The sequence below is a fragment of the Endozoicomonas sp. NE40 genome, from assembly GCF_040549045.1.
In the GTDB taxonomy this organism is placed as follows: Bacteria; Pseudomonadota; Gammaproteobacteria; order Pseudomonadales; family Endozoicomonadaceae; genus Endozoicomonas_A; species Endozoicomonas_A lisbonensis.
Genome location: NZ_JBEWTB010000002.1, coordinates 1934794 through 1958370 on the forward strand (window position 1 = coordinate 1934794; position 23577 = coordinate 1958370).

Genomic DNA, 23577 nt, shown 5'->3' on the forward strand with positions numbered 1-23577 from the left:
TATAAACCACCTGGGAACCAATGATACGGACTCAATTTAGTATTTGTTCACCATCGTTTGACGGAGCTGAGTAAATATAGTTCACAAAATCAGTCATTTTCTTTTGTCGCCTCACTGTTCTGGTCGTAGTACTGAAAAACGGCTGTTTTTAAGCTGGACGCCAGCCCCGAAGCCGCATAATTCCTGCCAGCTCTCCGGTAGCTGTTGCCTGAGCAGAGATATCAGTTGCTCAAGCGGGCAGTCCGCCTGACAGGCAGGCAATATCAGTGGTTCATCATCGAGGAACCATTTAACACTGGGCTTTCGTCCCTCACTGCTGCTCACAAGAAGATCAAGGTGAGACCCGTAGCCGACATTCTGAGTGCGTGGAACGCCCATAATGGCCAGAAATGCCAGCAGGTTAAGATCACTGGCCACGTAGAGGACAAAGCGTTCGCAATGATTTCCTTTGCAGGTTTGATGACGGGCTGGCTTGCGAGCCTGATTCCTGGCCTGATAGCCATCCAGAGTTTTAATCAATTCCTGAATAAAGTTTGTACTCAGGATCTGGAGAATTTTCCGGTCTTTCACAAATTCTCTAAAAAACCAGTCCAGCAAGCCGATCAGTTGTTCCTGATCAGCAGGGGTCAGGTCATCAGGCAGCGGGATGTTGTATAGCTTACGGATAAACACCGCATCCATCAGAGAAGCCAGGGGGAAAATCAGTTCCGGCCGGTTAGCCACTTTTGCCCAGTATGAAAAGCGCGCTCCATAGCTCGCTTTTTTCTGTTGCCATATCGCACTGGCTTCCAGAGCTTCCAGACGTTTCACAAACCCCGGACAAAGATAATGAGCACTGAATAGAAAGTCAGACTCAGGAGGATAGGCAAACAAAGGAGGAATCTGCGTCTGGTTCGGCAGGCCGGTTTCAGCCACGCCTGCAGGGTAAAAACCCTGAAGGATGGCACTGGCAGACTGGATGGTGCGGTTCAGGTTTCTGGCAATATGTCGACTGTAACCACTGTGCCAGGTTTCAGGGAAATCATCAGAAAAGTAGCGTTTCCTAAGCTTTTTTCCCAGTTCGTAGCATTGCTTCACCCCCTTTACCGTCAACTCACCGCTACCCATAGGCCAGAGTTTTTCATTGAAAGGAACCTGGGGAGAACGATCACCATGACGAACCAGGCTGATAACCAGATCCGGAGACTCAGCAGTTGCGAAATGAGGTTGAAAGCAGGTGCCTGCTAAAAAAGCCAGCAGCACCATCCAGATGCAAGATTTATTCATTATTCTGTTCGCTTTAGAATTAGCCTTGCGAAGAGAATAGAAAAGATTTTCTGTTTAACCAGTCTTCACTGTATGTCGCTGATTCCCATTGCCTGTTTGATAATACATTCTTTTATCAAATGAGAATCATTAGCCAGTTTTAACCCCGTGTTACGTAACCAGCGAACAGTCAGATCGTCAGCGTGAAACAAATGCTGAAAGCCGTCCATCGCCGCTAACATGGTCATGTTGGCACCTTTGCGATGACGCTGGTAACGCCCGAGAATATGCTCACCTGCAATATCATCGCCACGCTTACAGGCACGGGTTAATTCCCTGCTTAACGCTTCAACATCCTGCAGTCCCAGATTAACCCCCTGCCCCGCCAGAGGATGAATGGTATGGCAGGCGTCTCCCACCAGTACAACGCCTTCCCGGTAATAGTGTCTGGCGTGTCGATGTTTGAGGGGAAAACGGTAACGCTGATCTGTCCGGATAATATTACCAAGGCGGTGTTCAAAAGCGTTGCCCAGCGCTTTGCAGAATGCCTCTTCGTCAAGCGACATAACTTCATCAGCACGCTCAGGCAGTAGTGACCAGACAATAGAACAGTAATGTCTGCCGTTTTGATCAGGCACAGGCAGAAATGCCAGAGGGCCGGTATCGAGAAAAACCTGCCAGGCCGTATCCTGATGGTGTTTTTCAGTCTCAACCGTAGTGACAATGGCATGATGCAGACAATCTTTTTGTGACTGCGGAATGCCCGCCCATTTTCTTACCGCAGACCCGGCACCGTCAGCACCCACCAGCAACCGACAATGAAATGCCTGCCCGTTTTCAGCCACTACCTCATAACCCGTTTCAAGCTGCCTGAATGACAATTCGCCCGAAGCTTCCAGCAGGTCAACAGATGAATTCTCCAGCCCTTTTAACAACGATTCCCGAATCACAGGGTTCTCAACGATATACCCCAGCTGTGGATAACCTACTGACCCGGCATCAAAGGCTATTTCCCCGGTACCTTCACCATCCCAGACCCGCATGTGGCGGTATGGACAAACCCTCTGGGAGATCATGGTGTCCCAGACACCCAGGCGCTTAAAAAGCTGCACTGAAGCTTCTGTCAGAGCACTGACCCGTGGAGAATAAGGGGCATTCTCTGAAACCAGATCAGGCTTCAGGCTATGTTGATCAATGACGACTATTCGCAGAGAGGTTTCACTCAGACTCAGCGCCAGAGCCGCGCCCACCATTCCACCACCAACGATGGCAACATCATAGTTCTGTGAAAAATAGTTCTGCGAAAAATAGCTTTGCATAAGAACATACTCCTTCCCTGATCCGATCAAAGCCCCATGGCTTTTCGGGCAAAACGGGTCTTCAGGCGACGACTGACATTCAATCCGGCCAGCCCAAGGTTACGGGCCAGAATCACTCCTGCCTCTTTTCGGGCAAAGAGTTTGACCAGGTTGTCACAGAAATCCAGCGTCATAGACTGGTCCCGTTTCTGACCTTCAACATACTGCAACAACTGACTCAGCTGACCGGGCGATTTTCCCGCAGCCAGAGAATCCGATATATTACTCATCAGTGCCATCGCATCCCTGATCGCCAGATTATATCCCTGCCCGGCAACAGGATGCATGGCATGGGCAGCATTGCCCAGAACCACAAGGCCGGGACGAACCTGCTCTCTGGCAACATTTAATGACAACGGATAGCTGTTTCTCTGACCGAGCCGGACAAACCGCCCCGCGCGCGTGCCAAACAGCTGTTGCAGTCGCGCCATAAACGACTCGTCATCCAGTGCCATATAATCACCAATCTGTCGGTTTGGCAGTGTCCACACCAGACCGCATCGGTAATCTCCGGCTTCAGTGCCTGTCAGGGGCAATAACGCCATAGGGCCTTCACCGGCAAACCGTTCGTAGGCAATGCCCGCGTGAGGGCGATCAAGGGATACATTTGCCACCAGGGCATGCTGCTGATAGTCAAACTGTTTACGGGATATGTGCAGTTTATCCAGCAGTGACGAACGACCACCATCCGCAAGAATGGTCAGGTCAGCCTGATAGTTATTTTGAGAGCCACTTCGGTTATTCCCCGCAATGACTTCAACATCCATCCGGGCTTCTGGCAGAGGTTTGATGCCGGTGACTTCAGCAGGGCTTAACACTTCAATCAGCTGCTGGTCGCGAAAAGCTTTAAGACGTTTGAGTAACACCTTGCCCAGACGAAAGTTCTCGATCACATAACCCAGAGCCGGAACATTTTCTTCGTTGTGATTAAGGTGTGTCTGACCAAAATGCCCTCTGTCTGAAACATGGATATCAAGAATAGGCATCGCATCGTCAGACAGTTCTTTCCAGATGCCCAGCTGCTCATAAATAAGACGGGTACCGTATGAGAGTGCCGACGCTCTGGCATCATAGCTGGGCGGAGTATCCCCTGGTTTATCAAGGTCATGGCTTTCGATCAGCCCGACCTTAAGCTGATGACTTTTTATAACAGGCTCCAGCGCACACAGCAGGCTGGTGCCTACCAGCCCTCCTCCGATAATCAGGATATCGAACTGCTTCTCCGTCATATCTCCCCCGAATTCATCAGTCATGAAGAGCCATTCATGGCTGTTTGTATTTATTATTTACAATGAAAATGCAGCTTATACTGTTCATAAGCTCATGGCTGTTTAATGCAGACGACTATTTTCTGCGGCTGCCACCGGTGCTGCCGCTTCTTCGTCTGAATTCATTTCCGCAAACACATTCAGCAGTGCCATGCGCACATATTCACTGACTTCCAGGAAAAAGCGCTCGGTTTCATCGCTTTCATCCGATTCCTGAATCTGGGCGATCTCAGAGAAATCGTGCAGGATGCCGTTCAGATCTTCACTCAGTTTCTTGCTGGCAGCACTTTCACCAAAACCCGAGAGAAAACCATGACACCAGAGACCCAGCGCTTCAGTACGCTGCTCCATCGACTCTTCATCATCAGGTAAAAGTACCTGAATGCCAAAATCCCCCTGCTCCAGCTGTAAGCGGGTACCTTCATACATAGCGGCAAATTGTTGCAGGCTCACTTCATCCAGCGGCTCATCGCTCAACATACCCGCGACCTGACGTTGCCAGGCTTCTACACCCGGACGTTCTCCACCCGCCAGCAGGCCACACAGTAAACCATGCAACTCCGATGGGTGACTGCCACCGCCCAGCTCTACCAGTCTGTCTGCCAGTTCATCAAAAAGGATGGGCTTGTGACCCATTTCATTGTGAGACATGTCTCTAAAACCTGAATACATCAATGCAGGCAGTTTAACAGATTACACAGAAAAACCCTGACCGGACTCACTTCAACAACCGGGCATCTGCTCAACGGCCTGCCTGAGTTCGGGATGATGGCGCAAAATAAACGCCTTCTGCTTCTCTTTCGACCACCCCAGAGTGTTCAGAATACCCAGCAGGTTTCCGGGGTCCGGTGTTACAGCCGATTTGTGGTGTCGCCGTCGTTCTTCTGCCAGTTGATGAGCCGTATGGGCATCATAGCCACTTTGTGTATGATTACGCTTCAGTTCCCGACTGATTGTACTGCGGTGACATCCCAGCCTTCTGGCGATCTCTGCCTGACTTTTACCCTCTCTTTTCAGTGACCAGATAGTGATACGATCATGTTCTGTTAATTGTGTGTAACTCATATCCGAATCCCCCGTCGTCCTGCCCGGAGAAATAATAAACCTGTCGTACAAAACAAATGATTGGTCTGAGACAATAAAAGTTTCGAATATCCGAAAGCAGGCAGGGTTGAGGGGGTGTTCTGCTATTCCATAGCCGCTCCCTAGCCGCTATAGTAGAGGGAATAAAACGGTCAGCTGGATTTTATGAACGACCCGGATTTAACAGCACTCAGTCAGAAAATAGAGTACCTGGTGAGTCTCTGTAATAAATTAAAGGGAAGAAAACAGGCTGCTGCGGAATGAGGAACGCAAGTGGCAGCTTGAGCGTGCCTATTTGATGTCAACGAAAGATCAGGCGAGAGGTGAGGTCGAGGACATGATCAAACGATTACGAGGATTGGAGCAATAAAGCATGATTGATAACCCTTCGACCACTTCTGTAAAAATTCTCGATAAAGAATACCGCATCAGCTGCCCTCGTGAAGAAGAAGCCGCACTGCATAAAGCTGCGCACCTGCTTCATGACAAAATGAAAGAGATCAAGTCTGGCGGAAAAGTGATCGGTCTGGAACGAATTGCGGTTATGGCGGCTCTGAATATGAGCTATGAGCTACTGCGACTCAAAGAAAATCAGTTCGAAAACAACACCGATGCCCAGCAGCAGATTCAGGATATGATGGGCAAGCTGGATCAGGCTCTGACCAATCTCGACAGCTAACGTTTGCCATCAGAAAAGCGCATCTTTTTACATCCTACGGCACTATTAAAAAATAAATCAATAGCAAAAAAAACCTACAGACTTGAGAGCGAGAACCGATATAATCGAACTCAAGTCTCCCTGGTCTGTTTGCCAGTCATTAAAGACCCGGGCTGATAATACCATACCAGGAAGTTCCTCGTTGGTGCTGGAGCGCAGGTCCACCATGCAGTGGAAAGCCCGATTCACTACAGCAACTTCCACCGTTGCTTAACAGCAACGGGCTTACGTGACAGCGGCGGTTTGGGGAGGCTTACACATTCAGATTAAAATGCTTTGACCAGCATTCTTCAGGCTGCACTTCTTACCGCTGCATTTCCTTGATTAGCAAACCGATACCTGTTGCCAGCTCCTTTACCGCTTTGGGCGCATAGGTGATTTCCATCCAGCGTGTCTTCCGGTTGGGAAACAGAACCCAGCAACGTTGTTCCAGTCTGGAACAGTCCGACTGCAGGGAATATCCCATGCCATACACTTTAAGTGTATTGTTTTCCATTACGATTCGGTTTGCCTGCGTCAACTTGCGTGTAACAACCAGATCGCCAGCCTGATTGGCCTTCACCGAAAAATACAACGATGGCTGTTCATCAGAAGCCGTTCTGTCATAAATCGCATTGGCACGCAAAAGACTGTTCAGATAAGCCTGCAATTCCTGACCAGACACTCGCTCGCCGGAGTCATCTTTCATCAACCGAACAAATGAAGTGGGCTTGCCTTCCGGTTTCAAAACGGCGGCTCCCCAGGCAGGCAAAGCCGTGAGAAAAGCAAACAGCAGAAGCGTTAGTTTATTCATGGCAACCGGCAGTAGCAGTCTGTCATTACTTCTACTATCGGTCGCGAATTGAGCGCCTTAATGGTTGTTATGGTCTGGCGTCACCCGAATCACTTCTTCAACGGTTGTCAGACCTGAAGCCACTTTTTGAGCACCGGACAATCTCAGGCTGTACATGCCTTCTTTTGCCGCCTGCCGCCTGATGCGATGGATATCTGCGTCATCGTTCAACAGGGTGCAAAGGGTTTCAGACATGGGCATGATTTCATACACCCCTGCCCGTCCATGGTAGCCGGTTTCCCTGCACTCCTGACAGCCAACGGGGCTGAACACTTCAGCAGGCTGGGGAGCCGACCAGGGTTTGGTTAACGATTGCCATCCTGATTGATCAATCGCAACCGGCTGTTTGCAGGAAGGGCATAAAGTGCGTACCAGTCTCTGCGCCATAATTCCAAGCAGTGTCGCCTTAATCAGATATGCCGGTACGCCCAGTTCCATCAGACGGGTCACCGCAGAAGGCGCATCATTAGTATGCAGGGTTGAAATCACCAGGTGTCCGGTCAATGCAGCCTGAATCGCCATATCAGCGGTTTCAAGATCGCGAATCTCGCCCACCATGATGATATCCGGATCCTGTCGTAAAAGAGCCCTTAAACCACTGGCAAATGTCAGGTCAATATTATGCTGCACCTGCATCTGGTTGAAACTGGCTTCCACCATTTCAATCGGGTCTTCAATGGTGCAGACATTCACCTGCTCGGTCGCCAGTTTTTTCAGCGTTGAATACAGGGTGGTGGTTTTGCCTGAACCCGTAGGCCCGGTCACCAGCACTATGCCACTGGGCTGACTGGTCATTTCTGTCCAGCGGCGTTCATCCTCTCTGGAGAAACCCAGGTCAGAAAAACCTTTGACCAGTACTTCCGGGTCAAAAATCCGCATCACCAGCTTTTCACCAAAGGCCGTGGGCAGGGTAGAAAGACGCAACTCCACTTCATTGCCGTCAAGGTTAACGGTCTTCAGCCGCCCATCCTGAGGTTTACGTTTCTCTGCCACATTCATCCGGCCCAGTATTTTAAGGCGACTGGTCACTGCTGCCGCCACTTTTGCGGGCATCTGATAGATAGAATGCAGTACGCCATCAATGCGAAAGCGTAGATGGCACTGGTCTCTTCGGGGTTCAACATGAATATCGCTGGCACGTTGCTCAAAGGCATATTGCAAAAGCCAGTCCACAATATTGACAATATGCTGGTCGTTGGCATCCGGGGATTTCATATTCCCCAGCTCCAGCATCTGCTCAAAGCTGTTCAGGTTCGCTGACTGCACCCCGTCGTTTTCAATCGCCCCCTGAATCGATTGGGCAATGCGGTAGAACTCTGTGGTAAAACGTCGTATATCAACCGGGTTAGCCACAACCCGGCGAATCGTTTTGCGATTCACATGCTGAAGGTTGTCTTCCCAGCCCGTATACCAGGGGTGGGCAGAAGCAATAACCACCTCATCATTACTGACATCAACCGCCAGAATTTCATGTCGAAGGGCGTAAGCACGGGACATAACCGGAGTGACTGCCGAAGCATCTATTTTCAATGGATCAATGGCGAAATACTCCTGCCCGGACAGGGTGGCCAGCCATTGTATTAGCCATTCCAGCTCCAGATTTTTTCCGGGTTCACTGGCACTACTCAGCTCCAGTGAGGCAATGTATTCCAGAGGGTGAAGCTTCAGCTGCTCAGCAGACCGGTGTTTGGACAACACACTGTCAGCATCAGCCTGCGACAGATGCATGGAACGCACAAGGTCTGAGACTGTGGTAGTCAGGTCCAGACGCTGGTGACGATGCTTAAAGACAGCTTTAGAGGCTTGAGAGGGCTTGAAGGTTGTATTTTTCACGCCAGTCACGACAATTCCCTGTTGTTACTGCTTTTTATTGTAGCTGTCGCTACTGTATCCTGTTCTGCACTCTCTCCTGTTCAACACTGTATGCCTGCCTCCCGTCCGGAGTTGATTTCCAGAGGCGTGCCAAAGCTCTCAAGATGAGGTGATAGAAAGTGGTAGAACAGATTTTTGACATGACCAACAAACACTCTGCATTTGTCCATTGGCGTCAAACAACGACCGGGCTTAATACCCGCATGGAGTATCACGATAAAACAGATAATGTCGGTTTATGCGCAGGCATCACAGCAGTCTGGATAAAAAAGAGTCTGGCATCCAAAGGCAGAGGCATCAAAACAGCGGTTGAGCTGGGCTCGCTACACCTGATGGGAATCGTACATGGAGCGTTCAAAAGAAAAATGCCTCGACCACAAGACTACGATATAGCAGACTCGATCACCCCTTTGCTGAACGCTCAAAGTCTGATGTATTGGGATTCCATGTGCGGAAAGTATCGGATGAACCCTGCTGCCATGGCTCTCTGGGGATCACTCAAACCCAGCCACTGCCTGATTGCCTTTAATCATCAGGAATCTGGAATGGGCCATGTAATGGGCATGCGCTTTGAAGATAACACACTGGAAATGTTTGACCCCGGTCAGGGTCTTTTTCAGTACAGTGATCCGCTTAGCTCTGCAATGCACCTGCAAAGTGTCATTTACGGGCGTTATTCAAAATGCATTGGTGGAGAATGGGGAGTTTTCAGAGTGAAATCCACCCTTGACTAACCGGATCTGTAAAGCAGTTCAAACCCCCGTTCAGCCTTACTCTGGTCTGAAGGCGTCAACTGAATAGTTTGACCCAGTTCATCGGCTATCTTCTGAAGAACAGATTCATCACCTTCTATTAATTCCAGTTCCAGCTCACAGATCGGGGAGTGGGCATCACCACTCTTAACCAGTCCATGATCCAGAGCCGCTTCAACTCTCGCCCCGTCGTATTCAACCAGCCAGGTGGTTCGGTCAAAGTCGGTCGCAAACAGAGGTTGCAGCTGATCCGGAGCAACACCCTGCAGAGACTCAGGCCAGACCTCAGTCAGCCCGGAAAAGTCCAGTTGATTCCCCGGAATGCGCCATTCCCACTCTCCACGGCGGGTCAGGCCGTTAATGCTCTCTCCTTTTGTTTTAAGGGTCTGAAAGTATTCGCCATTTTTCTCACGAATACGCAGTGCCACCCTGGCCTGATTCAGAGCCATATCCTCAGTGTCGTAGTAAATATTGCCCAGATGAAAGGTTCCCGGACCTTCGACAGCGAACTTTTTCCAGAACGAGTGGGTCTTAAGCTGCGAAATAGAGTTTTCAGACAGCGACAGTTTTAACTCAGTTTCAAAACTCATGGGAAGGCTCAACCTTCAATAATTACAGAGGCGCAGAGTTTACGTGATCTTAACAGCAACGGAATAGCAAAAAGCCCGTTCTAACCGGAATGTGCATAATTTACACAGTCTCCTATAATTTTTCGTTCAGTTAACCGGATTTGCAGTTATGCCAAGCAACTTACTGTCCAGTGTATTTGGCCGGTCTCCCATCGGCCCGATACAGAAGCACATAACCAAGGCGCATGAATGCGCCATGGAACTGGAACCGTTTTTTATTGCGGCTTTCGATGGCGACTGGAAGCAGGCTGAATCCATCCAACAGAAAATTGTGCAACTGGAACACGAGGCGGACGATATGAAAAGGAGCGTCAGGCTGTCCCTGCCTAACAGCCTGTTCCTGCCCGTTCCCCGCACTGACCTGCTTGAAATTGTCACGGTACAGGACAAAGTCGCCAATCGTGCCAAAGATATTGCCGGTATTGTGCTGGGTCGTCACATGGTCATTCCTCCCGAAATCCGGACAGCCTTTCTCAATTACCTGAAACGCTCTATTGCTACCTCTGCCCAGGCGCTCCGTGCCATGGACGAGCTGGATGAGCTGGTTGAAACCGGCTTCAAGGGGAGAGAAGTCAATCTTGTAGAACAGTTAATCGATGAACTGGATCGAATTGAAAGTGAAACCGATGAGCATCAAGTTGAAGTCCGAAAAATACTGTTCAGGCTGGAAAAAGACCTGCCTCCCGTGGACGTCATCTTCCTTTACAAAATCATTGACTGGGTTGGAGACCTTGCAGACCGCGCCTCTCGCGTGGGCGGCTATCTCCAGTTACTTCTTGCCCGTTAACTGAACCACCAACCGGAAGCATATCCATGAGCATTATCGCAGAATATGGCACGATACTGCTGGCACTGGCCTGCCTGTTTGGTTTTTTCATGGCCTGGGGGGTTGGAGCCAACGACGTTGCCAATGCAATGGGAACCTCGGTCGGATCAAAAAGCCCTGACTATCAAGCAGGCCATCTGCATCGCCATCATACTGGAGTTTGCAGGGGCTTACCTGGCCGGAGGGTCAGTGACCGACACGATTCGCAAAGGCATTATTGATCCCCACATGCCGTTACTGATCGACAACCCCCATCTGCTCGTTTATGGCATGATGGCTGCCCTGCTGTCTGCCGGCACCTGGCTACTGGTCGCCACCCATTACGGCTGGCCCGTTTCAACCACACACTCCATTGTCGGTGCCATTGTGGGGTTTGCAGCCGTTGGCATTTCTACTGAAGCCGTCATCTGGAGCAGTGTTTCCTCCATTGTTGCCAGCTGGGTCGTATCGCCCGTTATGTCCGGCACACTGGCTTTCATGATTTTTATGAGCGTGCAGAAGCTGATTCTTGATACCGACAACCCTTTCAAAAACGCCAAGCGCTATGTCCCTGTCTATATGTTTCTGGTCGGTTTCATGATGTCCATGGTGACTCTGGTCAAAGGGCTGAAGCATATTGGCTTACCACTGGATTACAGCCAGAGTATTACCCTTGCCCTGAGCATTGGTCTGCTGGTTATGATCGCAGGCAAAATATCACTGACCAGAATCAAGGAAGATATTCAGGCTGACAAAGAATTCCACTTCTCCAGCGTAGAGAAAGTGTTTGGTGTTATGATGATTTTCACTGCCTGTTCCATGGCGTTTGCCCACGGTTCCAACGATGTTGCTAATGCCGTTGGACCTCTGGCAGCCATTGCCAGCATTATTGGCAGCGGTGGCGAAATCTCCGGACAGACAGGTATGCCAAGCTGGGTATTGCTGCTGGGAGCTGCCGGCATTGTGGTCGGACTCGCCACCTATGGTTACCGGGTCATGGCGACCATTGGCACCCATATCACCGAACTCACGCCCAGCCGTGGCTTTGCCGCAGAACTGGCCGCAGCGTCTACGGTGGTTCTGGCTTCCGGCACAGGCTTACCGGTCTCTACGACTCATACACTGGTAGGTGCTGTTCTGGGCGTTGGCCTTGCCCGGGGGATTGGAGCCCTTAACCTGAGAGTTATTGGCACCATCTTCATGTCCTGGCTGATCACTCTGCCTGCTGGTGCCTTCCTTGCTATTGTCTACTATCACTGCCTGTACTTTATCTTTGGCTGATCATTTAATTAACAACAGGTACCAGCAAGCTCTCTATCGTCGCACCCGGGTGAGCAATCAAAAGGACCATAATGAACTTTCCGGGTGCCATGGATCGTGAAGTGCGCCCCTAACCGGGTGTTTTGCAGCATGGCGGCCGTATTGCCGCACACTCTTACAGGCTTGCCCGTTATAAAGCGATGATGGTCATCCAGTTGAAAAGAGTGTGGATACCCGGATACGGTTCCTTTGTAGGCGGCTATCTGGCCGTAGTCTTCACAAATATCTTCAAGGTTATCCAGTTTAAACGCCCGTATTGTCATGGAGTAAAATGCAATACCGCCTATTTTCGCTTCTATCTCGGGATTATTAATGGTCACAGGCGCTTTGGATAACAAACGGTAGTCAGGGCAACCCAGTTCATTTAAAAGACGCCTGAAGTCTTCAATGTACAGAGCCCCGCTCAGGCACTCGCCAAGAAGAACAGGGTCGCCCTTTAGTGACTCAGGTATTCGCTGACCGGAAAAAACATCTGAAAAGAGCAATTCCCCTCCCGGCTTAAGAACCCGAAAAATTTCTTTAAAAACCTCTCTTTTATAGGGCGAAAGATTGATGACACAGTTTGAAACAACCACATCAACCGACTCGCTCTCAATCCCCAGCCATTGCAACTTTTCAATATAACCTGACTTGAACTCAACATTAGGCGCCTGTTGAAAGCCCAGTTTCTCCATCATTGAGGGCAGATAGCGCCTGGCGACAGACAGTTGTTCATCGGTCATATCAACACCGATGACCAGACCATTTTTACCCACCAGCCCTGAAAGAATATAAGTATCCCTGCCGGTGCCGCAACCAAGATCAAGCACGGTACACCCGTCCAGAGACGCTGGAATAGGCGAGCCGCAGCCGTAAAACCGGTCAGTAATTTCCTGATCTATAAGCTTCAGAATGTTCCGGGCGGGCAAAGGCATTGTGTTGGACTCAGAACAGCAGGCATTGGTTTTAAGATCCCCGGTTCCGGAAAGAACACGACCATAATACTCTTTGAGAGTTTCGTGATTATGGGACAGATTTTTCATCGTGTTTACCTTTACACAGAACCGCCCTGAACAAACCATGACCAAGTTTAGTCCAGAATATCTCAGCCCTGCCTGACCATGGCTTATAAAATACTCCGACAGCCTGATATGATGAACGAGTTGCCAAAGTCGTTAACTCCAGCATCAAGGCGACCCGGAACCGGTACCAGCATATGTCAGATAACATTCAGCCTGATCTGCGATCAGCCCTTTCACGTCTCATTCAGCTGCCTTCTGTCAGCTCTACCCAGCCGGCACTGGATATGGGTAATCTGCCTGTTATCCATGAACTGGCCAGCTGGTTTGAAAGCATGGGGTTTCAGTGTGAAATCATGCCGGTTCCGGAACTCTTCGGGAAAGCCAACCTTATTGCTACTCTGGGACAGGGTCCCGGGGGGCTGGTTCTGGCAGGGCACACAGACACGGTTCCCTACAACGAGCAGCTCTGGCAAACCGATCCATTCAGGCTGGTAGAAAAAAATAATCGTTTCTATGGGCTTGGCAGTTGTGACATGAAGGGCTTTTTTCCACTGATTATGGAAGCCGCCAGAGAGTTTGCCGCAGGCGATCTGAAAGCCCCTCTGATTGTCCTTGCTACAGCAGACGAAGAGTCTTCCATGTCGGGAGCTAGGGCTCTGGTGACAGCAGGACGTCCAAAGGCTCGTTATGCCGTAATCGGTGAACCCACCGGCTTAACACCAATTTATATGCACAAAGGCATTATGATGGAACGCATCCGGGTGGTTGGTCAGTCAGGACATTCCAGCAACCCGGCGCTGGGAAAAAACGCGTTGGAAACCACACACAAAGTGATTTCCGAAGTGATGGCTTTTCGGGCAGAACTGGCTGAGCAATATAATAACCCCGGATTTACCATTCCATCACCCACCATGAACCTTGGCTGTATCCATGGTGGTGACAACCCCAACCGTATCTGCGGGCAGTGCGAACTGGATTTTGATGTCCGGCTATTACCCGGTATGGAAAGCAATGAAGTTCGTTTAAAACTCAATAACAGACTGCAACCCATTGCCCGTGCCGATGGCGTAGAACTGAATCTGGAACCGATTCAGGCCTGTGTTGACCCCTTTTCAGGTCTTGCCGACTCCGAACTGGTCAAAACCTGTGAAGCCCTGACCGGACATAAAGCCCAGTCTGCTGTGTTCACAACAGAAGCGCCTTTTTTCAGTCAGATGGGAATGGACACGGTTGTTCTGGGTCCCGGTGATATTGATCAGGCTCATCAGCCGGACGAATTCCTTGCCCTTGACCGAATTGAACCCACAATAAGTTTGCTAAAAGCCCTGATCAGGCAGTATTGTCTCTAGGAGCCTGTCGGACTTAAGACTGTCCTACTGCGGTTGCAATAAATTGGTCTAAAAATTCCTGCTTTCTCGTTGAATAGCTCGCTATTCGCCTCAAAATCAGAAATTTTCATCCTCAATTTCTTGCAATCCTTGCTACGGACGCTTAAGTCCGACAGGCTCCTGGAAATACAGTCTGGCTACATGAAGTAGCCAGTCAATTAACGAAGAATGATAAATATCTGGCCAACCTGTGAATGATTTCAGCACCGAGTATGTAAAATTTTTTCGTCAGTCTTCTCCCTATATCCATGCCCACCATGGCAAAACATTTGTCATCACACTGGGGGGAGAGGCTCTGGCCCATGAAAATCTGACGAACATAATCAACGACATTGCCCTGCTGAGCAGTCTTGGGGTACGCATGGTGCTGGTGTATGGCGCTCGCCCCCAGATCGAAAGCCGACTGAAAGAAAAAGGGCTTAAGTCAAACTATTACCAGAATCGTCGTATTACCGACAAACAAAGCCTTGAGTGCGTCATGGATGCCGTTGGCAACCTGAGGGCGCTGATTGAGTCGCGTCTGTCTTCCAGCCTGGTCAATTCCCCCATGCAGGGTGCCAGCATCCGTGTTGCCAGTGGTAACTTTGTGATCGCTAAACCACTGGGCGTGCTTGACGGAAATGATTTTCAGCATACGGGCGGAGTACGCCGCATTGATGATAAGGCCATCCACCAGCTGTTGGACAATGAATACATTGTATTACTACCCTGCCTTGGTCTCTCACCAACAGGCGAAGTGTTCAATATTGAAGTCGAAGAACTGGCAACCCATACCGCCATTCATTTGAAAGCTGAAAAGCTGATTCTGTTTGGAAAGCAGGGGGGGATTACCAACGAAGACGGCCAGTTAATCAGTCAGCTATCTCCAGCCACTGCAAACCAGTATCTGGAAAAGCTGGAAAAGCAGGGTGGTCAGATTCATCTTACACGTCTACTGTCTTCTGCCATCAATGCCTGCCTTGATGGCGTAGAGCGAGCCCAGATGGTGAACTTTCAGGAAGACGGTTCCCTGTTGCTGGAGCTGTTTACCCGGGATGGCAGAGGCACGATGGTGTCCCGCGATCGTTATGAGGAAATCCGTACGGCCACCATTGAGGATGTTACCGGCATTCTTGAACTGATCAGACCTCTGGAAGAAGCGGGTGTTCTCAGGCGCCGGTCCAGAAAAGAGCTGGAGCGTGAAATCAGCCTGTTCCGGGTTATTGATCTTGATGGCACCATTATTGGTTGCGCAGCTATTCACCCTTTCCCCGGAAAGAAAGCAGCCGAGCTGGCCTGCCTGGTGGTGCATCCTGAATATCGTAGAGACAAGCGGGGCGACAGCCTGCTGGAAGCCATTGTAGAACAGGCAAAACAGCAAAAACTTGAACAGGTTTTTGTTTTAACCACGCAAACCGTTCACTGGTTTATGGAGCGTGGTTTTTAAAGAAGTTGATGCCAATGCACTGCCACCTGAGAAAAGGCAGCAGTACAACGTTAAGCGGCAGTCAAAAATACTGGTTCTTGCCATGTGACATTACATGACCTGCACTGTGTTTATTGCCCTTACGGCTGCATGTAATAGGATATATCTTCTTCAATGGGCTTATTAATAATGATACCTGATGGATTCAAAGTTGCAGCTTCCGGTACGTCCTGATCTGCAACTTTTTTATCCTGATGAAGGGTGTTTATAGTGATCTTATTTTTTATTTCGTAATCATTAGCCTTGGCATAGGCATAGCCCGGTGTCCAGGTGGCGGGATGGGGTTTTCCATTCTGAACAAATGACTTAACAATAACCAGATTATGATATCGCTGTATGCCAAAATGTTTAAGCAGAGAAACCATATACGTCAAAGTGCCACAATTTTTGTCCCTTTCAATGTTCTGAATTGAACCACTGTATTTAAAATCAGATGCTTTAGTGACAACTCTCGGCACAACAGGCTGTGAAAGTGATTTTTCAAAAAAAGAAAACAGATTAACACCATCATCCATTTCATTTCTATTCAGCATTAAGTCCAGATAACTTAGAGAGTGGTGCTCACAGGAATAATAAGCAGCCATTTCAAATTGCCACAAGGTCAGGTGGGAACGAAGCCCCATATGAACGGTATAGTCGTAAAAGTAACCACTCAAATAATAAGTATCAGGCATTTCCCAGCTATATACCCTATCGCCAGACCGCCAGAAAACCCGCTTCCCATACTTATCATCGTCTTCTTTTGGAAACAGGCTATCCATCGCTTGTTGGCATTCAAAATAATTAGCAGTTTCAAACCTACCTTTACTCCATCCTTCACAAGGGGAATCATTTTTAAATTTTTCCTTATAGTTTTTATAAGCCTTCTTTAGTCCAAACCCCAACTTAGATTCAGCCATCACTTTGTTGACGTTCTTCTGGATAAGGCCATGTTCAAAAAACAATAAAGCCTTATCATCTATTTTCTCAAGGGAAAAACTTTTGTTGAATAACTTTATGTTGTCTGTATCTATTTCTGATTTCAAGCTCACAGCCACTTGAGTAGAACTTCCACCTAGTTCAACAATACCGTAAGACTCCTCAGGATTATCAAGTTTCCCATAAATGTAATTTACTCCCAGCCAGTTGTAGGCACCTTCCATTGAACCATCAAGCACTTTCATTTCAATATCATATTTACTTCCATCTACGCCAAAATGCTCAAGCTTTTTCCTGATCTCTCCAAACACTTTCTTTGCGTTCTCTTTATCCGTTCTTTTACCTGCGGTTGCTCCAAGAAAAAAAGATGACTTGCAATTAACACCACAATTCTCTTCTTTCAGCAGGTTTGCTATCAGTTGTGCAGATTTATCGGTAATTCCACCATGTTTCAAGCTCAGGGAACTGGCTTCGTGCATAGGCGACTGTTTTATTAATCGAAATTCTTCATGATTATAATTTCTGCCAAACAAAAAAGACACAACCCTTGACCCTGTGCTGCCATCATCCAGCACAACGATTTTACGGGCTTCCTGATATTGCATACCCTCTTCAAAAGAAGCGTCTTCAGCAGAAGCCATAAAAGACAGAGGCAACAACAAAATCATAAGATGTTGCAAACTACGGGGAGCAAGCGAAAAAAACTGCCGGTACGTCATTGCACTTTTCAACGCGTATAGTACCCAATGAAGCCGCAAAGGAAATAAAAGCATAATTAACTCTTGTTCTTTCTATCTTTTAAATTCAGAAGCCTAAAAGATAGTCCAGAAAGAATTATTCGCCAGCGATGACATCGACTGCCCCGGAAACATCAGTCACTTTGACGACCAGGGACAAATAAAAATGCTTCTCGGGATGAGCCTGCACAGAGGGCTTTAGATTGCGACAAGTATAAAAACCATACTCTTCTACCAGAAATACAGTCTGCTCGTTTTCTGCTTCGGAGTTAAGTCGGAGTCGATATCTCGCTCAATGACTTTGAATTTACACTTGCTCATGGCTATAAATAGTATCGGTACTGTAATTGGCATTTCTCCCGTTTGGGGTAATTAATTCTGATAGAGTGCCACGGCAATTGAAGGAGTTCTCTAATGAGCTTTCTGTATAATGCATGCTCTGACCGTTGTTATTTTAAACATAAAAAAAGTAAAAGGGTTTTCCAGCTTGAGCGAATTATTACAGATTGCAGCAATAATAACCTGATATTGCGGTTCTATGAGGGTGAAACTGAAACAGGTTCTTTGACAGCAGGTTTTGGAGATAATCCCAGAATAAAAGAGGAGTTCGGAAAATTTTATTTGGAGGACATTTTTTTCAAAAACAACTATCAAGGTATTGGGCTAGGCAATCTTTCGATCTATTTGTTAATAATGGAAGTGCGCGTTAATGGTGGTGAATATTTATATGTTAGCGCTCCCTATCTGTCAGCATTAGGCTTTTATATAGGTATAGGTTTTTATCCGGACCCTGATGAAGCAGCTTTGCAACAGCCTAAAGATCGTGCAAATGCCACCAGGAAGTCTGCACAGGGATTCGGTGATTTTACTCGCCTGTTTCTTAATGAAAGGCTTAACTCAGCCAAATACTTTGGCATGTGGAAGGGCTCCGTTGAAATTATAAAAGCGAATATTTCGGAAAAGGTGTTGACTCAGTTTGAAGCTTATTACCAAAAGCCTTCCGTTGGTTAGTTTAAAACTAAAATTATTCGCCAGCGATAATATCTGCCATTCTTGAATCAAGATACTGTGTTTTGGTTTGAATACTACGATGCAGCTCACCAACAGCACCAGCCATCATCTCCCTGACCCAGAACTCATACTTTTTCCGTTTCAGGATCATGATAGCGGCTTCATATTCATCCATATATTCATAGGGCCTGGCGTATGGATTTTTGTCACTCAGCTCCTTTTGCAATTTCATCTCATCCATAAGTTCTTTGTGATATTTGTGCAGTTTAAGCACCTTTTCAACAAAGTCTGGTAACTTGTCTTTCGCAAGACGCCGAGTGGTATTAACCTCTTCACGCCCCGTTCGGAACCTCTGCCAGGGACCAAACCCTGTTTTTGCCTTTTTTCCTTTTTTAATCGCTTCAAAACGGTGTTTATTGATTCTCGTATTCACCTGTTCCAGTACAAAATCCACGGTAAAGAAAAAGCCAAACGTTGCCAGTCCTTCAAAAGAGGGTTTTGGCATCAGTGGCATGACTTCCAGCCTTGGGGCACCCTGAATACTGGACCACCCCAGTTTCAATCCATGAGTAAGCGTTGAATTAACCGTATCTTTTATCAGCTTCAGCATGTAAAGGCCAACCCCGTCCTTGGCAACATGGGCAGCGGTTTCAGCGTGACGATTCAGCATTTCTCTGTCATTGCCATTGCTGGCCAGCTCCGGCATTTCCTGATCGATGATCTGCTGATATTCTTCCAGCGTCTGCTGTCGCTGTACGGCTGGTACGCCACTTTTTTTTGAAAGCTGTGGGAAAATACTTTTCAGCCAGTCCGACTTGTTTGTGACCAGGTGAAATGCCCTTTCAGTAACTCTGGGATCATTGGCAGCCCGGTTAAACAGCGCCTCTCGCCGGGCAGGGTTCATTCTGGCAAACCTGGCGTCCCACAAGTCACTGACGCTGTTTTCCCACTCCCTGTCCATTCGGCCAAGGTCTGCTGTAACAGTGGTATAAAGAATATCGTATAACCTGAAAGCCTTCCTGACATTCTCACGCCGGTGCAAATAACGGGCTCTACCTTCTTCCAGCTTTATTAAGTCATCCAGAGTGTGAGCATCGGGATTCATTGCCAGGCGGGCCTGTGCATCTTTTTCCAGTTCAGCATAAGCGTTATAAATGCGCGCAAGTGTTTCATGGCTGCATATATAACGCAGGCTACGCATAAACACTCTGAACTTCTTCTCATCCAGCTCGCTGATAAAATCAAATTCGGAACCATCCAGCTTAAAATCTCCAGACATCTGCATTTTCTGAATCGCCTTAAGCGCCCGCACCATTCTCACGGCATGGGTAATGCCGCTCCAGAGAGCGTAGTAGCCAAAGTAGTAAACAAGGTTCAGCACCGCCGCCATACCACCACTGCCCACACCGAGAAAAAAGGTACTGAATAGAGTGCCTAACGTACCAATAAGGGCTTCTTTCTTGTTTCTGAGCGCTTTACGCTTTAACCGGTTAAGCAGGTCATGACGGGGAATTTTTATTCCTTTGCCATTGTCGACTACCGTTCTGATGTACTGTTTATCTTCACGATCCAACTCGTAGCGGGTATTCCCCGGCCGCTCCAGCCCCGGAGGCGTTGAAGCGGGACTGCGCCGGTCAAATTCCATAAAACCGGCAGGTTTGTCTGGATAATCCATCTGCGCCCGTTCAGGGGCGGACGGTTCACTGAAGTGCCAGCGAATCCGGTTTTTGACTTCAAGAATGCGCTCAAAAGTAATGTCCCGGTCTTTTCGCAACTCCTGAGAGTCAGCAATTTCAGCAACAACATCCTCAGCGGTTTCCCGGTCCACCCTGTAATGACGAACCACAGTATCAACAAAGTGAGGAATCAGCGCTCTCTCCAGAAAGCCGGTTGGCAGACTCCGGTCTTGAGAAAGAAAACGATAAGCCAACTCCGTGCTTGAGAGATCAATGTCCGCCTTGATAGCCTCCAGTATATTTGGCCGAACGGATCGGGAGCCTCCCGCAAGCACTTCGTGCTTTTGATCATTGATGGTCTTGCGCTGAACCTCGCCAATACCATGCAGGTGCATCACACAGGCAATTTCGTAATCCTTGATATTGCGGTGAAACTCATCGGGAATCCGGCTCCAGGCTTCTTTGCAAAATGAATCATACAGGCCCAGAGCGCGATCAGCAGAGGGTTTGCCAAACAGTAAGCGCTTAACACCACGGGACAGGGAAGCCAGGGCTGAGACAAGATGCCCCTTCCAGGTCTGATATTCCGAAACTTCCAGCTCGCGGCTGTTCGGATTTGATAGGGGCGGCAATGCCGGAGATGGTCTGGCATCCGAATGGCTGCCAGCCCTGAATCTATGCATACCTCTAAATCCCTGAGATATTTTCATTCGGTATGACGAAGATTTTTTTATTCTTATTTGTACAAAAAAAATGTCTTTAAATTATATAAAGGAATAAAAAAATCTTTTTGTAACAACTTTTAAACTATAGATGGGAGCAGCTCAGGTCAGATTAGTGGTAGGCATAAGAGCATACTGTTTCTTCCACAGGAAAAGTGACAAAAACAGTATGAACTGAGAAAACTGGCTTGTTATTGAGCTTTACGATCAAGCACCAGATAACTGAACGTCAAAGGTTCTTCGTCTTCAGACTGCATATCCTGTCTGGCTGTTTCAAGCCAGTCGCTTTCGTTAATGTCCGGAAAGAAAGCATCGCCTTCAAAGCTCTGGTAAACCTTTGTCAGATAAAGCCGGTCAGCCTTATCCAGAGCCTGTTTATAGATCTGCGCACCACCAATGACCATCACCTCGTCATTGCCATTGATCAGGGCAATATCTTCTGCCAGTGCCAGCGCCTCGTCGAGACTGTGAACCACTTTTACACCCTCATGGTGCCAGTCAGCATCCCGGGTGATGACGATATTGGTGCGTCCGGGCAGGGGTTTGCTCAGGGAATCGAAGGTCTTACGCCCCATGATAATTGGCTTACCCATGGTCACTGCTTTGAAATAACGCAGGTCACCAGGCAGATACCAGGGCATTTTGTTGTTAATGCCAATCGCGTTGTTTTCCGCAACGGCAGCAATCATGGCTATTTTCATTTGTCAGATAACAGGTGAGTGAGTTTGGTTGAGTGTCATTGTGTTGGTGAAACCGGGCAGATTCAAGGGGAGCTGACAGGTAAACAATGCCCGCCAGCTGTTTAAGTTTTTTAAGGCTACTTTTTATCCGGATTAAACACACCCACATTATCATGACCCTCTTCACGAAGGTGCATGGCGTGCAACTGGCTCATAACGCCTTTTTCACAGTACAACAGGTAGTGTTTTTCCCGATCCAGTTCAGCAAATTTTGTACGTAACTGGTAGAAAGGTACGTGCATCACTTCGCGATCCGACATGGAGAACGGCTTGATCTCTTCTTCATCCGGATGACGAATATCAATAATAATCTCGCCCTGATCCACATGATCCACCACGTCCACTTCTTCACGGGTTAAGTCATCAGCGATAATGTCACTGACGGACACAGTACGACGCTCTGCGACTGCTTTATCAAGCAGGGCAAAATCAAAGCGTTCTTCTTCCGCTGCAATTTTTTCAGGCTTGGCTTTCGTCGTTGGATTTTTAGAGATAACGGCACAGTACTCAGGAATATTTTTAACAAACTCCTCAGTGCCAATGCGAGCAGAGATATCAATAATATCCTGTTTATCCATCGCCACCAGCGGACGCAACACCAGATGATCCGTCGCAGCATCAATCACCGCCAGATTGGTCAACGTCTGGCTGGATACCTGAGCCACCGCTTCACCGGTCACCAGAGCTTCCACGTGCATTTCTTTAGCCACTGAGGTTGCCGCCCTCAGCATCATACGCTTGAGAATCACGCCCATCTGGGAGTTATCCACATTCTTCAGGATTTCCTCAACCACCCCTTCAAAAGGGACAGTGACAAACCGAACATTATGGGATGAACCAAAACGGCTCCACAGATAATAAGCTACTTCTTTAACCGCCAGCTCATGGGCATGACCTCCCAGGTTAAAGAAACAGAAGTGTGTACGAATACCCCGCTTCATAGTCAGAAAGCTGGAAACCGTTGAGTCAAAACCGCCGGAAATCAGGGACAGAACCGGCTCCATGGAACCCAGTGGGTAGCCACCAAGACCTTCTCCACGCGCCGTCTCCAGAAAATAACGGTCACGCTTGATTTCAATCTTTACCGTCACATCAGGGTTCTTGAGCTTAACGCCTACCGCTTCAGTGTGGACATTCAAGCCACCACCCACCTGCTTTTCTACATCAATAGACTGAAAATCATGGGTTCCCTGTCTGGCGCAGGTAACACGGAAGGTTTTGCCTGCCAGGCGCTCACGAAAAGCAGGCAGTGCTTTTTCAAGAATGTCGTCAATGGTTGTCAGGGGGTATTCTGTCACCTGCATCCAGTAGGCAACACCGGGAATATGACTCAGCTGATCCCGGGCTTCCGCCAGTACGATGGGGTCATCAGAAGAGGTCGTCACTTCGATAAAATCCCAGGTACCACGAACATCTACACCCTCATCGGAACGCTTGAGGATGGTACGAATATTCTTCCGCAACACTTTAATAAAGCGCTTTCGGACCGGAGTACTTTTAATCGTAATTTCCGGAAACAGCTTAATGATGAACTTCATGGTTCGGGCTACCGTGATCATGCCGCAGGCACGCTAAAAACGATGAGTAGTAAAGCCTGACAGCAAAATATTGAGAGAAAAGTGGCGGAATTATACAGAAACACACGGTTGTGACATATCCCTCAAATCTGACGGAGTGCTGCCCTCTGCCACCAACACAAAGGCATACAAATACCGACTGACGTTAGTAGTCCACGCAACTTCACGATACACTGAGTGCCGCCTGTTTTTCGCAACTGCAGAATCAGGCAGCACAGGCTTTTTTCTGCTGGATGACTTTGGTGGTTAATTAAACCGGCTAAGTCCTACGACAGGTGTTTAAGAAATGCCGAAAGCTGTAATGGCTTTCAGCATTTTTGTATCGGTTATTTTTGAAAGGGCTACAGATACCATAAAAAAATCAGGCTAAAACGCCATTGATACCCTACATTATTCTCTGTTTCACCGTCGGTGTACCCATTTTTGAATACAACAACACAATGGCTGTTCTGAATCAGGC

Annotated in this window: 19 protein-coding genes, 1 other RNA gene and 1 pseudogene; 8 read left to right on the top strand and 13 right to left on the bottom strand. The window is 48.2% G+C overall.

Annotated elements, in window-relative coordinates; genetic code table 11:
- Positions 1 to 111 precede the first annotated feature (111 nt).
- The 5 genes from V5J35_RS09690 to V5J35_RS09710 form a co-directional block, all read right to left on the bottom strand.
- Positions 112 to 1266, bottom strand: a complete 1155-nt coding sequence (locus tag V5J35_RS09690; RefSeq protein ID WP_354011052.1) for a histidine-type phosphatase — start codon at positions 1264 to 1266, stop codon at positions 112 to 114.
- A gap of 65 nt (positions 1267 to 1331) precedes the next feature.
- Positions 1332 to 2564, bottom strand: coding sequence for a UbiH/UbiF/VisC/COQ6 family ubiquinone biosynthesis hydroxylase (locus V5J35_RS09695; RefSeq protein ID WP_354011053.1), 1233 nt, complete (start codon positions 2562 to 2564; stop codon positions 1332 to 1334).
- A 26-nt stretch (positions 2565 to 2590) separates the two neighbouring features.
- Positions 2591 to 3856 (bottom strand): 2-octaprenyl-6-methoxyphenyl hydroxylase, encoded by a 1266-nt coding sequence (gene ubiH / locus V5J35_RS09700; RefSeq protein WP_354011054.1) that lies wholly within the window; start codon positions 3854 to 3856, stop codon positions 2591 to 2593.
- A gap of 78 nt (positions 3857 to 3934) precedes the next feature.
- A complete protein-coding gene (locus tag V5J35_RS09705; protein ID WP_354011055.1) occupies positions 3935 to 4522 on the bottom strand; it encodes a UPF0149 family protein in 588 nt (195 codons plus the stop codon).
- A 72-nt stretch (positions 4523 to 4594) separates the two neighbouring features.
- Complete coding sequence (locus V5J35_RS09710; protein ID WP_354011056.1) at positions 4595 to 4936, bottom strand: helix-turn-helix domain-containing protein; 342 nt, start codon at positions 4934 to 4936, stop codon at positions 4595 to 4597.
- 391 nt (positions 4937 to 5327) lie between these two features.
- Between V5J35_RS09710 and V5J35_RS09715 the strand changes: the two genes are divergently transcribed.
- Together V5J35_RS09715 and ssrS are read left to right on the top strand one after the other, a co-directional pair.
- A complete protein-coding gene (locus tag V5J35_RS09715) occupies positions 5328 to 5633 on the top strand; it encodes a cell division protein ZapA (protein WP_354011057.1) in 306 nt (101 codons plus the stop codon).
- Between the two features lie 114 nt (positions 5634 to 5747).
- Positions 5748 to 5926: non-coding RNA, 6S RNA (gene ssrS / locus V5J35_RS09720), on the top strand.
- A gap of 50 nt (positions 5927 to 5976) precedes the next feature.
- Here ssrS and V5J35_RS09725 read toward each other — a convergent pair.
- Complete coding sequence (locus tag V5J35_RS09725) at positions 5977 to 6465, bottom strand: hypothetical protein (protein ID WP_354011058.1); 489 nt, start codon at positions 6463 to 6465, stop codon at positions 5977 to 5979.
- 57 nt (positions 6466 to 6522) lie between these two features.
- Complete coding sequence (gene tfpB / locus V5J35_RS09730; protein WP_472924779.1) at positions 6523 to 8271, bottom strand: type IV pilus assembly ATPase TfpB; 1749 nt, start codon at positions 8269 to 8271, stop codon at positions 6523 to 6525.
- Positions 8272 to 8516: 245 nt separating this feature from the next.
- Between tfpB and V5J35_RS09735 the strand changes: the two genes are divergently transcribed.
- On the top strand, positions 8517 to 9110 hold the full coding sequence (locus tag V5J35_RS09735) for a hypothetical protein (protein ID WP_354011059.1): 594 nt from the start codon (positions 8517 to 8519) through the stop codon (positions 9108 to 9110).
- Here V5J35_RS09735 and V5J35_RS09740 read toward each other — a convergent pair.
- On the bottom strand, positions 9107 to 9718 hold the full coding sequence (locus tag V5J35_RS09740; protein ID WP_354011060.1) for a CYTH domain-containing protein: 612 nt from the start codon (positions 9716 to 9718) through the stop codon (positions 9107 to 9109). The two genes, V5J35_RS09735 and V5J35_RS09740, sit on opposite strands and share 4 nt — an antisense overlap.
- Positions 9719 to 9866: 148 nt before the next feature.
- Here V5J35_RS09740 and V5J35_RS09745 point away from each other — a divergent pair, with 148 nt between their 5' ends.
- Positions 9867 to 10544, top strand: coding sequence for a TIGR00153 family protein (locus tag V5J35_RS09745; RefSeq protein WP_354011061.1), 678 nt, complete (start codon positions 9867 to 9869; stop codon positions 10542 to 10544).
- 26 nt (positions 10545 to 10570) lie between these two features.
- A pseudogene (locus V5J35_RS09750) lies at positions 10571 to 11843 on the top strand (inorganic phosphate transporter).
- A gap of 8 nt (positions 11844 to 11851) precedes the next feature.
- On the opposite strand, the gene V5J35_RS09755 reads toward V5J35_RS09750, so the two are convergent.
- Positions 11852 to 12904 carry a methyltransferase domain-containing protein gene (locus tag V5J35_RS09755; protein WP_354011063.1) on the bottom strand — a complete coding sequence of 351 codons (1053 nt, stop codon included), beginning with the start codon at positions 12902 to 12904 and terminating at the stop codon, positions 11852 to 11854.
- A gap of 173 nt (positions 12905 to 13077) precedes the next feature.
- Here V5J35_RS09755 and argE point away from each other — a divergent pair, with 173 nt between their 5' ends.
- Together argE and argA are read left to right on the top strand one after the other, a co-directional pair.
- Positions 13078 to 14232 (top strand): acetylornithine deacetylase, encoded by a 1155-nt coding sequence (gene argE / locus V5J35_RS09760; protein WP_354011064.1) that lies wholly within the window; start codon positions 13078 to 13080, stop codon positions 14230 to 14232.
- 229 nt (positions 14233 to 14461) lie between these two features.
- On the top strand, positions 14462 to 15697 hold the full coding sequence (argA, locus tag V5J35_RS09765) for an amino-acid N-acetyltransferase (protein ID WP_354016328.1): 1236 nt from the start codon (positions 14462 to 14464) through the stop codon (positions 15695 to 15697).
- Between the two features lie 119 nt (positions 15698 to 15816).
- Here the strand turns inward: argA and V5J35_RS09770 are convergent, their stop codons facing one another.
- Positions 15817 to 17373: a hypothetical protein gene (locus V5J35_RS09770; RefSeq protein ID WP_354011066.1), complete on the bottom strand. Its 1557-nt coding sequence runs from the start codon at positions 17371 to 17373 to the stop codon at positions 15817 to 15819.
- Between the two features lie 432 nt (positions 17374 to 17805).
- Between V5J35_RS09770 and V5J35_RS09775 the strand changes: the two genes are divergently transcribed.
- A complete protein-coding gene (locus V5J35_RS09775) occupies positions 17806 to 18402 on the top strand; it encodes a hypothetical protein (protein WP_354011067.1) in 597 nt (198 codons plus the stop codon).
- Positions 18403 to 18415: 13 nt separating this feature from the next.
- Here the strand turns inward: V5J35_RS09775 and V5J35_RS09780 are convergent, their stop codons facing one another.
- From V5J35_RS09780 to thiI, 3 genes are all read right to left on the bottom strand, one after another.
- On the bottom strand, positions 18416 to 20761 hold the full coding sequence (locus tag V5J35_RS09780; RefSeq protein ID WP_354011068.1) for a hypothetical protein: 2346 nt from the start codon (positions 20759 to 20761) through the stop codon (positions 18416 to 18418).
- Positions 20762 to 20991: 230 nt separating this feature from the next.
- Positions 20992 to 21501, bottom strand: a complete 510-nt coding sequence (locus tag V5J35_RS09785; RefSeq protein WP_354011069.1) for a dihydrofolate reductase — start codon at positions 21499 to 21501, stop codon at positions 20992 to 20994.
- A gap of 116 nt (positions 21502 to 21617) precedes the next feature.
- On the bottom strand, positions 21618 to 23078 hold the full coding sequence (gene thiI, locus V5J35_RS09790) for a tRNA uracil 4-sulfurtransferase ThiI (RefSeq protein WP_354011070.1): 1461 nt from the start codon (positions 23076 to 23078) through the stop codon (positions 21618 to 21620).
- Between the last annotated feature and the right edge of the window lie 499 nt (positions 23079 to 23577).